Raw genomic sequence first — 12053 nt, 5'->3', positions numbered from 1 at the left:
GGGGGGTGGGGGCGGGGGGGGGGGGGGGGGGGGGGGGGGGGGGGGGGGGGGGGATGAAGGGGGGGGGGAATACCCCCAGGAAAGACCCCCCCCCCCGCGCCCACCCCCGCGATCGCGGGGCGGAGTCGTCGTCGCAACCGATGAACTTCTCGGGGTCCGGATTACCCCCGCTTACGCGGGGCATTCGTCACACCTGGATCCGACGCTCCACCGCATCAACGATCTCGGCGATCGCTTCGTCACGGGGCACGCCGTTCTTCTGCTCACCGTTGCGGTAGCGGAAGCTCACCGCGCCGGCCTCGACGTCGTCGTTGCCCGCGATGATCATGAACGGGATCTTGCCCTTCTGGGCGTTCCTGATCTTCTTCTGCATCCGGTCGTCCGAGGCGTCCACCTCGACCCGGATGCCCTTCTTCTTGAGCTCGGCCGCGACCTCCTGGAGGTACGGCACGTGCTCGTCGGTGATCGGGATCCCGACCACGGTGACCGGGGCCAGCCACGGCGGCATCGCGCCCGCGTAGTGCTCCAGCAGCACCGCGAAGAACCGCTCGATCGAGCCGAACAGCGCGCGGTGGATCATCACCGGCCGCTGCCGGGTCCCGTCGCCGCCCTGGAACTCCAGGTCGAAACGCTGCGGCAGCTGGAAGTCGACCTGGATGGTCGACATCTGCCAGGTGCGGCCGATCGCGTCGCGCGCCTGCACCGAGATCTTCGGGCCGTAGAAGGCGGCCCCGGCCGGGTCGAGGACCAGCTCCAGGTTCTGCTTCTGGGCGGCGGCCCGCAGCGTTTCGGTGGCCTCCTCCCAGTCCTCGTCCGAGCCGATGTACTTCTCCGGGTCGCGAGTGGACAGCTCCAGGTAGAAGTCGGTCAGCCCGTAGTCGCGCAGCAGGTCCAGCACGAAGGTGAGCAGCGAGTCCAGCTCGTCGGCCATCTGCTCCTTGGTGCAGTAGATGTGCGCGTCGTCCTGGGTGAAGCCGCGGGCGCGGGTCAGGCCGTGCACCACACCCGACTTCTCGTACCGGTAGACCGTGCCGAACTCGAAGAGCCGCAGCGGCAGTTCACGGTAGGACCGACCGCGCGAGCGGTAGATCAGGTTGTGCATCGGGCAGTTCATCGGCTTGAGGTAGTAGTCCGTCTCGCCGTCGAGCTGCATGGGGGGGTACATGCCGTCGGCGTACCAGTCCAGGTGGCCGGAGAGCTCGAAGAGGGTGCCCTTGGTGGCGTGCGGGGTGTAGACGAACTCGTAGCCCGCCTCCTCGTGCCGCTTGCGCGAGTAGTCCTCCATGGCCCGGCGCATCACGCCGCCCTTGGGGTGGAAGACGGCCAGGCCGGAGCCGATCTCCTCCGGGATGGAGAAGAGGTCGAGCTCGGAGCCGAGCTTGCGGTGGTCGCGCTTGGCGGCCTCCTCCAGGAAGTCCAGGTGGGCCTTGAGCTCGTCCTTGGTCGGCCAGGCGGTCCCGTAGAGGCGCTGGAGCTGCTTATTCTTCTCGCTGCCGCGCCAGTAGGCGGCGGCCGAGCGCATGATCTTGAAGGCCGGGATCATCCGGGTGCTCGGCAGGTGCGGGCCGCGGCAGAGGTCGCCCCAGCAGAGCTCGCCGGACTTGGCGTCCAGGTTGTCGTAGATGGTCAGCTCGCCGCCGCCCACCTCGACGTCGGCGCCCTCGCCCGCGGTGGCCGCGGAGCCCTTGAGGCCGATCAGCTCCAGCTTGTACGGCTCGGCCGCCAGCTCCTCGCGGGCCGCCTCGTCGGTGACCACCCGGCGGGCGAACTTCTGGCCCTTCTTGATGATCTCCTGCATCTTCTTCTCGATGGCCTTGAGGTCATCGGGGTGGAACGGCTTCTCGACGTCGAAGTCGTAGTAGAAGCCGTCCTTGATCGGCGGGCCGATGCCCAGCTTGGCCTCGGGGAAGAGCTGCTGCACGGCCTGGGCCATCACGTGCGCGGTCGAGTGGCGCAGGATGTTGAGGCCGTCCTGGCTGCTGATCTCGACGGGCTCGACCTCGTCGCCGTCCTGCAGCTGGTAGGCGAGGTCCTTGAGGACGCCCGCGACCTTGGCGGCGACCACCGCGCGGTTGTCGGCGAACAGCTCGGCAGCGGTGGTGCCCGTCGTCACCACGCGCTCTTCCCGATCGGGTTCGCGGTTGATGATTACCCGGACGTCCGTCACCGGTCTCTCCTGACGTGCTGGCTTTGATGGGTCGCAGCAGACTGCTGCGTCCCCCGATGGTACCGAGCCCACCGTGCCCGGCGTGCACCTGTCCGGGCGGGACTCGCGGCAGGACCCGCGGCGGGGCGCGGGCCCCGCGGGCCCCCGGGCGGGATTGAAGGGGTACGACCCCGGGGTATCACCTGCTCGGCACCGCATCGCGAGCCGGTGCACCGTCAGTCCTCGACGGTGCACCAGGCCGGCCCGCCGGGTGCGGTCGGTGGAGCTGAGGGGTGGTCACGATGGAGAGCCCGCACTGGTACGAAGGCCCGCTGGCCTCCTTCGACACCGAGACCACCGGGGTGGACGTCGAGCAGGACCGGGTGGTGTCGGCCGCCCTGGTGCTGCAGCCCGCGCCGAACGCCCCGGTGGAGCGGCGGTCCTGGCTGGTGGACCCGGGGGTGCCGATCCCGGACGGGGCCCGGGCGGTGCACGGGATCACCGACGAGCAGGTACGGGCGCACGGCCAGGCACCGGCGCTCGCCACGCTGGAGATCGCCCGCGCGCTGGCCGAGCAGGCCCGGGCCGGGGTGCCGCTGGTGGTGATGAACGCGCCCTACGATCTGACGCTGCTGGACCGGGAGTTGCGCCGGCACCGGCAGAGCTCGCTGGCCGCGCAGCTGGCCGGGGCCGAGTTGCTGGTGGTCGATCCGCGGGTGCTGGACAAGCACCTGGACCGCTACCGCAAGGGCCGCCGCACGCTGACCGACCTCTGCGCGCACTACGGGATAGCGCTGGCCGACGCGCACGACGCGGGCGCGGACGCCTGGGCCGCCCTGCAGTTGGTCCGCGCGATCGCCGCCCGGCACCGGACCGCGCTGCACGGACTGACCAGTGCCGAACTGCACCTGCGGCAGGCCCGCTGGCACGCGGCGCAGGCCCGCGGGTTGCAGGACTGGTTCGAGCGGGCCGGCACGCCGGAGCGGGTGGACCGGTCCTGGCCGCTGCGGCCGGCCCGGTGCGCCGGCTGCGGCGTTCCGCTGGTCGGCGCCGAGCACCGCTGCGAGAGCGTGGCCTGACCACACGGCAGCCGGCGGGCGACGAACAACCGGCGACTCGGCGGCCCCCGCGACCCCAGTGGTCCCGGGAAACACATCGGGCCCCAACTGCCTTGGCAGTTGGGGCCCGATGTTGTCCGGTGGGCGATACTGGGATCGAACCAGTGACCCCTTCGGTGTGAACGAAGTGCTCTCCCGCTGAGCTAATCGCCCGGGCAACGAGAAGAACAATAGCACCCGCCCAGGGGGGCCGTGCAACGTCGTTCGGTGCGGCCGGGCCCACCGCCGCACCGGGGAGCATCCGACGCCGCGACAGCAGTCCCCATGGAAAGGCGCGGTGACGACCGCTCAGTTCCGAGAAGTTCTCCGAAGCGGTCGAGAAGCGGTCCGACGATGCATCAAGGAACGCCGAAAAGGCGTAGGACCCGGGTCAATAAATAACCCGGGTCCTACGCCTTACTTGCAATCCGGTGGGCGATACTGGGATCGAACCAGTGACCCCTTCGGTGTGAACGAAGTGCTCTCCCGCTGAGCTAATCGCCCGGCTGCAGGGAAAACATTACCCCATCCCGGGGGGTGCTCCGAACCACCCCCGACCCCGGCCGACCGGATCGGCTCCGGTGCCGCTGCGTAGCGGACGCCACCCGACCCGGCCCCACCCCGACCAGCCCACCTGTCACGTCTCGTCACAATCGGTGACCATTCGCCACCATTCGCCCGACCCGTCCCGACCGCGGCCAGCTCGCACTGATTTCCATCTCCACGCCTTCCGGGGCCCATCCGCGGCCCGGAACCACGCCGCTTCCGGCCCGGTTCCGGGTCATTGCGCAATGCGCCGGAAGGGTTACCGCCGCACCCCGAATCGGGACAGACGGGTTTACATCGTCGCTGGGGGTGGGATGGTCCGTTCGCCGACGTGCGATTCCCCGAGCGCACACTGAGCGAAAGGCCCTGGCGCTTATGAACACCACGGTCAGCTGTGAGCTGCACCTGCGCCTCATCGTGTCGAGCGAGTCGTCACTGCCCGTCCCCGCGGGCCTGCGCTACGACACCGCCGACCCCTATGCCGTGCACGCCACCTTCCACACCGGTGCCGACGAGACCGTGGAGTGGGTGTTCGCCCGCGACCTGCTCGCGGAGGGGCTGCACCGGCCCACCGGTACCGGTGACGTCCGGGTGTGGCCCTCCCGCAGCCACGGACAGGGAGTCGTCTGCATCGCGCTGTCTTCCCCCGAGGGGGAAGCCCTGCTGGAGGCCCCGGCCCGGGCGCTTGAGTCCTTCCTCAAGCGGACCGACGCCGCCGTGCCGCCCGGCACCGAACACCGCCACTTCGATCTGGATCGGGAGCTGTCGCACATCCTCGCCGAGAGCTGACGCGCCGGGGGTCACTCCCCCGGTTGCCGGCCGGTCCCGCGAGGCCGGCCGTACGGGTCGACGGTCAGGTCGACCTCGCAGGTGGCTGTCCTACTCGGGGGCACGGCCACCGATACCACCGCGCTTCGCGGTCTCGGGGCCGGTCGTCCACAGGTGTCCGCGATGAGCGGCGCGGGCACCCGGCCGAAGGCGCCCGGTGCCACGGCGTCCCACCCGCCGCACGGCGGGTGGCGACCGTGGTGCCGGGCGCCTTCGGCGCGCGGGGCCACGGGCAGGTGCGGCGGCGCGGGGGCCCGGGCCCGGTAGAGTTCGGCGGTGATGACCCCACGCGGGCGGCCCGGCCGCCCCCGGCGCACGCGAGGAGTTCCCACGTGCTGATCACCCATGACACCGAGTGCGCCCTGGGCATCCTGGTCGAGTTGCTCAACACCGCTCCCGAGGTGGCCGGGCCGGAGCAGCTGCCCGACCTCGCCGCCCTGGAGGCCTTCGTGGCCCGGCACGACATCAGCGAGCTGGACGCGGTCACCGCGCACGACCTGACCGCGGTGCACGCGCTGCGCGGGCAGCTGCGGGAGATCTTCACCGCCGGCTCCACCGCGGCCGCGGCCGAGCTGGTCAACACGCTGGTGGCCGCGGTGAACGCGACCCCGCGGCTGACCGACCACGACGGCCACGGCTGGCACATGCACTACTTCGCCCCGCACGCCGCGCTGGCCGACCACCTGGCGGCCGAGCTGGGGATGGCCCTGGGCCTGATCCTGATGGCCGGCGAGCGGGAGCGGCTGCGCCGCTGCGAGGCGCCGGACTGCGCCCGGGTCTTCGTCGACCTGTCCCGCAACCGTTCGCGCCGCTACTGCGACAGCCGCACCTGCGGCAACCGGATGCACGTGGCCGCCTACCGGGCGCGCCAGCGCTCGGCGGCGGACGAGGCCTCGGTCACCCTCGGGGTCGGCTGACCCGCGGGGCCCGGCGTGATCCGGAAGACACGGGTCAGAACACCTAGATGCCGCGCTTGCGGAGGATCTCCTCGATGTCGGAGAAGTCGCCGAGCTCCTCGGCCGCGCTCTTGCCCTTCTTGGGTGCGATCGCGGGAGCCGGCGCCTGCCCGGTGACCGGCTCCTTGCCGGGCTTCCGCTCCCTGCCGGCCTTCCGGCCGGCCCCGCCCGCGTCCGCGGCGGCCTCGCCGCCCCCGGTGCCGATCCGGCTGAGCACGATCAGCAGGGCCGCCACGCCGAGCAGCACGATGCCGACCCAGACACTCGGGTCGAACACCAGTTTGGTCGCCCAGCTGCCGATCGCGCGCCCGATCTCGGTGCCGACCGAGAGCAGACCGGTCAGGTAGAGGCCGGCCGGCACCAGCGCCAGCCCGGCCCAGCGGGTGGCGGTCCGCCAGCGGCGGTGCCGGCCGTGCAGACCGGCCAGCACCAGGCCGGCCGCGGTCAGGGCGTAGCAGATCGCACCGCTCAGCATGGCTTCTCTCCGTCCTGCTCCGGGGGCTCCGGCCGGGGCGCTCGGTCGAGCGCACGGTCCGGCGCAGGCCCCTGGTAGTGGAACACTGGCCGCATGACCGAAGGTTCCCTCCCCCATCTCGAGTTCTGGTGCGAGCTGCAGTGTCCGGACTGCCGCACCGCCCTGGCCGACCTGCGCACCCTGCGGGAGCGCTACGGCGACGCGCTGGACGTCTCGCTGCGGCACTTCCCGCTGGAGAAGCACAAGCACGCCTACGCGGCGGCGGAGGCGGCCGAGGAGGCCTTCGCGCAGGGCCGGGGCTGGCCGTTCGTGGAGGCGGTGCTGGGCCGGGTCGAGGAGCTGGAGCGGCGCGGCCAGGCGGTGCTGGTCGAGATCGCCCGCGAGCTCGGGCTGGACGCCGAGGAGGTCGAGCTGGCGCTGATCGACGGCCGGCACATGCTGGCGGTCGACGCCGACCAGGCCGAGGGCAAGGCGATCGGGGTGACCGGCACCCCGACCTGGGTGGTGGCCGGGCAGCGGCTGGACGGCGGCAAGAGCCAGGAGGGGCTGCTGGAGCGGATCACCGCGCTGCTGGCGGGCTGACCGCCGCCCGGCGGAGCGGGGTGGGGCGGGGCGCGCTCAGAGCGCCTTGCCGAAGATCCGGCGGACCACCCGGTAGCCCAGCGAGGCGTAGAGCCCGAGGGCGACCACGTTCGCCGTGTAGACGTTCAGGCCGAGCGCCGGCAGGCCGGCCGCCAGGCACTCCCGTTCGGCCGCGAGCATCAGCTCGCGGCCGAACCCCTTTCCGCGCTCGGCCGGGTCGACGTCGACGGTCATCACCCAGCCCGAGGGGGTGCCGTCGGGCAGCGGCCGGGAGTGCAGCGCGACCCAGAGCCGGCCCACCGGGCGGCCGTCGGCGAGCAACTCGCGCAGCGCGGTGTCCGCGCTGGCGTGGCCGTCGGGCAGCAGGTGGGTGTGGGCGGCGGCGCACTTGGCCGCCGCCTCGGCCGGGGTGAGGCCGGAGCGGACCAGCTGGTCGCGGTACTCGGCCTGGGCGGCGGCCAGCCAGGCGGGGAAGCCGACGGCGTCGATCGGACGCAGGGTCAGGCCGGGCCGCGGGGCGGGCGGCGGGCCGAGCCGCTTCACCAGGTTGCGGTTGGTCTCGGCGTAGCCGAGCGCCGCGGCGAGCGACAGGGCCGCGGCCGCCCCGGCCGGGATCCGGACCTCGGCCCACCGGCAGTCCCAGGAGCGGAGCACCTCCTCGGCGGCGAGCGCGGCCACCGTGCCGCGGCCGCGCCGCGGGCTCTCGGTGATCTCCAGGTCCTCGATCCGGCCCAGCAGGTGGCTGCCGTGCGGCGTGGCGGCGGTGCGCACCCGGCCCACCGGGTGCCCGTTGGCGCAGACCAGCCAGGATCGGTCCCGCCCGCCGTCCGGCAGCCGTTGCTCGGGACCGGCGGGGCGCAGCGTGGTGGTCATGTGGGCGGTCTTCCCCGGGTGCGGTGCTGCCTAACGGTGGCCGGGCCGGCGGGTGCCGGTGCCCTGCGCGCGCGGGCCCGGCGGGCGGGTGGTGCCGGCCGGCCGGCGGTCAGCGCGGGTCGGTGTCCTCGGCGGAGCGGGCGGCGAAGAGTTCCATCGCCCGTGCGGTGACCGGGCCCGGGGCGGGCAGCTCGCGGTCGTCGATCCGGGTGACGGCCTGCACGTCGCGCAGCGAGGAGGTGAGGAAGACCTCGTCGGCCTCCTGGAGGGCGGAGTAGGGCAGGTCGGCCTCCTCGGCCCCGCACCAGTCGGCGACCAGGGCGCGGGTGATCCCGGCCAGGCAGCCGGAGGTCAGCGGCGGGGTGAGCAGCCGCCCGTCGAGGACCACGAAGACGTTGCTCCCGGTGCCCTCGCAGAGCCGGCCCGCGGTGTTGGCGAGGACCGCCTCGCTGGCGCCGTGGCGGCGGGCGTGGGCGAGGGCGACCACGTTCTCGGCGTAGGAGGTGGTCTTGAGGCCGGCGACCGCGCTGTGCTCGTTGCGGGTCCACGGGACGGTGGTGATCGCGGTGGTGTCGGGGCGCTGGGTGGCGCTGCCGAGGGCGACGACCAGGGTGGGCGGGGCGTCGCCGCGTTCCGAGCCGAGCGGGGCCAGGCCGCCGGTGTAGGTGATCCGGAGCCGGCCGAGCGGCATCGGGTTGGCCGCCACGACCGCCTCGCAGCCCTTGCGCACCGCCTGCACGTCGGGCGCCGGCAGGCCGAGTCCGACGGCGGAGCGGGTGAGCCGGTCCAGGTGGCGGGTGAGGGCGAAGGTCTGTCCGTGGACGGTCTTGACGGTCTCGAACACGCCGTCGCCGACGGTGAGTCCGTGGTCGAGGACGGAGACCTCGGCGCTCGCCTGGTCGACCAGCGTTCCGTTGAGCCAGATCATCGGGTCTCTCCTTCCGGAGGGGACTTCGCGGACGGCGGCACGGGGCCGGGACCGGGCTCCGGGACCGGAGCGGTACCGGCTACTCCGGTTGCTCGCCCGACGCTATCGCGACCAGGCGGGCGGCCTTGAGTTCGGTTTCGGCCCACTCGCGTTCGGGGTCCGATCCCCAGGTGATGCCGGCGCCGGTGCCGAAGTTGAGCACGGGGGCCGCCGGGTCGCTCCGGTCGATCCAGAACGTGCGGATGCCGACGGCGAGTTCGGCCCGGCCGCGGTCGGCGTCGACCCAGCCGACGGCTCCGCAGTAGGGGCCGCGCGGGGCGGTCTCCAGGGCCTCGATGATCTGCAGCGCGCTGTGCTTGGGCGCGCCGGTGACCGAGCCGGGCGGGAAGGTGGCGGCGAGCAGCCGCGGCCAGCCGGCGTCCTCGCGCAGCTCGCCCTCGACGGTGGAGACCAGGTGGACCAGGCCGGGGTGCTTCTCCACCACGCACAGGTCCGGGACCGTGATGCTGCCGGTCGCGCAGGCCCGGCCGAGGTCGTTGCGGACCAGGTCGACGATCATCACGTTCTCGGCGTGGTCCTTCTCCAGCAGGTCCTGCTCGGTGCGCCCGGTGCCCTTGATCGGGCCGGAGGCGACGGTGCGCCCGGCGCGGCTCAGGTAGAGCTCCGGGGAGGCAGTGGCGATCTCCACGCCGTGTTCGGGCAGGCGGATCGTTCCGGCGTAGGGGGCCGGGTTGCCCAGGGCGAGCAGACCGGTGAGCGCGTCGATGTCGCTGCGCGCCGGGTCGGGGTCGGGCAGCGGCGCGCTCAGCACCCGGCAGAGGTTGGCCTGGTAGACCTCGCCGGCCGCGATGTGCTCGCGGATCCGGCGCACGCCCGCGGTGTAGGCGGCGCGGTCCAGCGAGCTGCGCCAGTCGCCCGGGCGCGGGCCGTGCCAGCGCTCGGCGGGGGTGGCGGTCGGGTCGGGGTGGACCTCGGCGAACCGGGCGCAGGTGAGGCGGCCCTCGAAGTCGTGGGCGACGGCCCACCAGCCGCTCGAGTCGAGCACGGCCGGGTCGTGGGTCACCTCGCGCAGCCCGGTGGCGAGCCGGCCGGCGAAGCGGGCGAGCGGCTGGTCGGGGCGCGGGGCTGGGCTGGCGGGCACGGTTCTCCTGCAGGTGGTGCGGGGTGCGCCGCGGGTCGGGGTGGGGCCCGGCGGGCAGGGCTTGCGGTGGCTCGAAAGTCTAGGTCGCGCCGGTCCTGCGGGCCCGGTGGGCGGCTGACCTGCGGGGACGTCGGGGGCTCGGCGGCGGGTCGGGACGGCCCGTTCGACGGCCCGCGGGGGACGGACTGCGGATACGGAATTTGAGCTGGCCGAGGTTTCCGCTAAAGTTCAACACGTCGCCGGGAAACGGAGCCGCCAGAGAGCGGGGAAGGTCCTGGAAGACAGGCGGACGTGGCTCAGTTGGTAGAGCATCACCTTGCCAAGGTGAGGGTCGCGAGTTCGAATCTCGTCGTCCGCTCGGTGAAGGACAGCATGATCGTCCTTACTGATATGGTTCAACCGAAGTTGCCTGGTGGAGTGGCCGAGAGGCGAGGCAACGGCCTGCAAAGCCGTGTACACGGGTTCAAATCCCGTCTCCACCTCCAGAGGTCCCCGGCCTGGCCGGGGTCTTCCCGCGCGATTAGCTCAGCGGGAGAGCACTACCTTGACACGGTAGGGGTCACTGGTTCAATCCCAGTATCGCGCACTGGTCCTCAGGGATCATCCGGCCCGGCAGGGCCACCCCGACAGCACCCACGCGGTGTACGTCGACCCGCGCGATTAGCTCAGCGGGAGAGCACTACCTTGACACGGTAGGGGTCACTGGTTCAATCCCAGTATCGCGCACCAGAAGATCGTCGAAGGGCCGGATCCGCCAGCGCGGGTCCGGCCCTTCGGCGTTGTGGCCGTGACGCCTTCGGCGTTGTCGCCGTGACGATGGACGAGTGCCGTGCACGGGGCGCCCTCACCGACGTCCGTGCACGGCACTCGAGGTGGCCGGGGCGGTGGTTGCCCGCAACTCGCCCGTCCGCGTGTCCCCGCGGGCCCGCTCCGGCCGGCGTCTGATCCCTGTCCCCTGGGATCAGCGCCCGATCAGGTCGGCCACCGCCTCGGTCTGGGTGACCATCTGCTCCCAGCCGCCGAACAGCAGGACCAGCGCGACGGCACAGGGCAGCGCGATCGCCAGCGCGACGACCGGGTGCCGCTGCTCGCCGGCGGGGCGCCGGCCCTGGCGTCGTTGGATGCGAGCGACGAGCGTGCGCCGGAACTCGGTGGCTCCGGTGAGCTGCGTGGCCATGGATCCTGCTCCTGCCGCTGGGCTGTCCGTCGGTCGGGGGGCGGTGCCGAACAGCGGTGGACGGCTTGGTCTCGGGGGACGAGTACCCCGTCCACCGCTGAGACCCAACCCTAGGCGGCGGCAAGAGCGGTGGCGTCATGCCTGCGTATCGTTCGTGGGCTGGCCGGGAGTATGACGCCGGGCGGAGCGGCGTACTACCCGAGATGGAGGGGCGGCGCTGTCAACCCCCGAGGGGACCCTGAGGGACGACCCTGAGACGGCCCGCAGGGACGGCGGTGACCGGCCCGGATGCTCGCCGCGGGCGCGGATCGGACTATCCCACCGGCGGTTCGCGTGTTGCGTATCAGCACACCGCAGCCGACAGTCCGTAAGCTGTGCCCGACAGGAACTGACGATGCCCCAGTCTGCGGGCGGGCCGCCCACCTGACGGGCTGACGGGGACGACATGGCGATGATGCGGCTGAGGCGTGAGGACCCCCGCATCGTCGGCCCGTACCGGTTGCACCGGCGGCTCGGCGCCGGCGGGATGGGCGTGGTCTACCTGGGCTCCGACCGCAAGGGCCAGCGGGTGGCGATCAAGGTGATCCGGGCCGAGCTGGCCGAGGACACCGAGTTCCGCACCCGGTTCGCCCGCGAGGTGGCGGCCGCCTCCCGGATCCGGGCCGGCTGCACGGCCCGGGTGGTCGGGTCCGACCTGGAGGCGGACCGGCCCTGGCTGGCCACCGCCTACGTGCCCGGGCCCTCCCTCTACAAGCGGGTCGGCGACGAGGGTCCGCTGCCCTGGCCGGAGGTCGCCCGGATCGGGGCGGCCCTGGCGGACGGGCTGGTGAAGGTCCACGAGGCCGGCGTGGTGCACCGGGACCTGAAGCCGTCCAACATCCTGCTCTCCCCCAAGGGCCCGCGGATCATCGACTTCGGCATCGCCTGGTCGCGCGGGGCGAGCACGCTCACCCACGTCGGCACCGCCGTCGGCTCCCCCGGCTTCCTCTCCCCCGAGCAGGTGCGCGGGGCGGCCGTGACGCCGGCCACCGACGTGTTCGCGCTGGGCGCCACGCTGGCCTACTCGCTGACCGGGGACACGCCGTTCGGCTCCGGGGCCTCCTCCGAGGTGATGCTCTACCGGGTGGTGCACGAGGAGCCGGACCTGTCCGAGGTGCCGGCGCCGCTGGCGCCGCTGATCGGCGCCTGCCTGGCCAAGGAGCCGCTGGACCGCCCCGGGGCCGCGCACCTGCACGAGCGGCTCAGCGAGCTGGCGGCCCGGGCCGCGGGCGGGCGCGCGGTGCGCGGCGGCGCCGCGGGCAGCG

11 protein-coding genes and 6 tRNA genes are annotated in these 12053 nt (G+C 73.0%); 9 read left to right on the top strand and 8 right to left on the bottom strand.

The annotated features are described in order from the left end of the window. Positions 1–187: 187 nt before the first annotated feature. Positions 188–2167, bottom strand: coding sequence for a threonine--tRNA ligase (thrS, locus tag ACQRUO_RS29395; RefSeq protein WP_428319130.1), 1980 nt, complete (start codon positions 2165–2167; stop codon positions 188–190). A gap of 281 nt (positions 2168–2448) precedes the next feature. Between thrS and ACQRUO_RS29390 the strand changes: the two genes are divergently transcribed. Continuing rightward, positions 2449–3225 (top strand): exonuclease domain-containing protein, encoded by a 777-nt coding sequence (locus tag ACQRUO_RS29390; protein ID WP_428319144.1) that lies wholly within the window; start codon positions 2449–2451, stop codon positions 3223–3225. 120 nt (positions 3226–3345) lie between these two features. On the opposite strand, the gene ACQRUO_RS29385 is transcribed toward ACQRUO_RS29390, so the two are convergent. Both ACQRUO_RS29385 and ACQRUO_RS29380 read right to left on the bottom strand, forming a co-directional pair. Continuing rightward, positions 3346–3417, bottom strand: a tRNA-Val gene (locus ACQRUO_RS29385). A gap of 258 nt (positions 3418–3675) precedes the next feature. Continuing rightward, positions 3676–3747, bottom strand: a tRNA-Val gene (locus tag ACQRUO_RS29380). Positions 3748–4164: 417 nt separating this feature from the next. On the opposite strand from ACQRUO_RS29380, the gene ACQRUO_RS29375 reads away from it, so the two are divergent. Next, positions 4165–4578, top strand: a complete 414-nt coding sequence (locus ACQRUO_RS29375; protein ID WP_030056266.1) for an SsgA family sporulation/cell division regulator — start codon at positions 4165–4167, stop codon at positions 4576–4578. Positions 4579–4949: 371 nt separating this feature from the next. After that, complete coding sequence (locus ACQRUO_RS29370; RefSeq protein ID WP_428319129.1) at positions 4950–5534, top strand: CGNR zinc finger domain-containing protein; 585 nt, start codon at positions 4950–4952, stop codon at positions 5532–5534. A gap of 43 nt (positions 5535–5577) precedes the next feature. On the opposite strand, the gene ACQRUO_RS29365 is transcribed toward ACQRUO_RS29370, so the two are convergent. After that, a complete protein-coding gene (locus ACQRUO_RS29365) occupies positions 5578–6048 on the bottom strand; it encodes a hypothetical protein (RefSeq protein WP_428319128.1) in 471 nt (156 codons plus the stop codon). Between the two features lie 93 nt (positions 6049–6141). On the opposite strand from ACQRUO_RS29365, the gene ACQRUO_RS29360 reads away from it, so the two are divergent. After that, the gene (locus ACQRUO_RS29360) at positions 6142–6630 is read left to right on the top strand and encodes a DsbA family protein (protein ID WP_428319127.1); all 489 of its coding nucleotides are present in this window, start codon (positions 6142–6144) and stop codon (positions 6628–6630) included. Positions 6631–6666: 36 nt separating this feature from the next. On the opposite strand, the gene ACQRUO_RS29355 is transcribed toward ACQRUO_RS29360, so the two are convergent. From ACQRUO_RS29355 to ACQRUO_RS29345, 3 genes are all read right to left on the bottom strand, one after another. After that, entirely contained in the window at positions 6667–7503 is an 837-nt protein-coding gene (locus ACQRUO_RS29355; RefSeq protein ID WP_428319126.1) for a GNAT family N-acetyltransferase, read from the bottom strand. Between the two features lie 109 nt (positions 7504–7612). Further along, positions 7613–8431 (bottom strand): aminotransferase class IV, encoded by an 819-nt coding sequence (locus ACQRUO_RS29350; RefSeq protein WP_428319125.1) that lies wholly within the window; start codon positions 8429–8431, stop codon positions 7613–7615. Positions 8432–8510: 79 nt separating this feature from the next. Continuing rightward, on the bottom strand, positions 8511–9572 hold the full coding sequence (locus tag ACQRUO_RS29345; protein WP_428319124.1) for a chorismate-binding protein: 1062 nt from the start codon (positions 9570–9572) through the stop codon (positions 8511–8513). A gap of 285 nt (positions 9573–9857) precedes the next feature. Between ACQRUO_RS29345 and ACQRUO_RS29340 the strand changes: the two genes are divergently transcribed. From ACQRUO_RS29340 to ACQRUO_RS29325, 4 genes are all read left to right on the top strand, one after another. Continuing rightward, a tRNA-Gly gene (locus tag ACQRUO_RS29340) sits at positions 9858–9930 on the top strand. A 53-nt stretch (positions 9931–9983) separates the two neighbouring features. Then, positions 9984–10057: transfer RNA gene (locus ACQRUO_RS29335), tRNA-Cys, on the top strand. A 29-nt stretch (positions 10058–10086) separates the two neighbouring features. After that, positions 10087–10158 (top strand) — tRNA-Val (locus ACQRUO_RS29330). Positions 10159–10226: 68 nt separating this feature from the next. After that, positions 10227–10301 (top strand) — tRNA-Val (locus ACQRUO_RS29325). Between the two features lie 232 nt (positions 10302–10533). Here ACQRUO_RS29325 and ACQRUO_RS29320 read toward each other — a convergent pair. Then, positions 10534–10749, bottom strand: coding sequence for a hypothetical protein (locus tag ACQRUO_RS29320; RefSeq protein WP_428319123.1), 216 nt, complete (start codon positions 10747–10749; stop codon positions 10534–10536). A gap of 445 nt (positions 10750–11194) precedes the next feature. Between ACQRUO_RS29320 and ACQRUO_RS29315 the strand changes: the two genes are divergently transcribed. Next, a partial coding sequence (locus tag ACQRUO_RS29315; RefSeq protein ID WP_428319122.1) for a serine/threonine-protein kinase occupies positions 11195–12053 on the top strand: 859 nt, incomplete at its 3' end.

The organism is Kitasatospora sp. LaBMicrA B282 (assembly GCF_050325825.1).
Lineage (GTDB): Bacteria > Actinomycetota > Actinomycetes > Streptomycetales > Streptomycetaceae > Kitasatospora.
The sequence above is the reverse complement of the archived record's forward strand: the minus strand, read 5'-3'. Positions and strand labels throughout refer to the sequence as shown.

What these genes read in the sequence shown, in the direction of transcription:
- ACQRUO_RS29320 (WP_428319123.1), bottom strand. Translation starts at nt 10,749, where the DNA reads ATGGCCACGCAGCTCACCGGAGCCACCGAGTTCCGGCGCACGCTCGTC.
- ACQRUO_RS29375 (WP_030056266.1), top strand. Translation starts at nt 4,165, where the DNA reads ATGAACACCACGGTCAGCTGTGAGCTGCACCTGCGCCTCATCGTGTCG.
- ACQRUO_RS29360 (WP_428319127.1), top strand. Translation starts at nt 6,142, where the DNA reads ATGACCGAAGGTTCCCTCCCCCATCTCGAGTTCTGGTGCGAGCTGCAG.
- ACQRUO_RS29365 (WP_428319128.1), bottom strand. Translation starts at nt 6,048, where the DNA reads ATGCTGAGCGGTGCGATCTGCTACGCCCTGACCGCGGCCGGCCTGGTG.
- ACQRUO_RS29350 (WP_428319125.1), bottom strand. Translation starts at nt 8,431, where the DNA reads ATGATCTGGCTCAACGGAACGCTGGTCGACCAGGCGAGCGCCGAGGTC.
- ACQRUO_RS29390 (WP_428319144.1), top strand. Translation starts at nt 2,449, where the DNA reads ATGGAGAGCCCGCACTGGTACGAAGGCCCGCTGGCCTCCTTCGACACC.
- ACQRUO_RS29355 (WP_428319126.1), bottom strand. Translation starts at nt 7,503, where the DNA reads ATGACCACCACGCTGCGCCCCGCCGGTCCCGAGCAACGGCTGCCGGAC.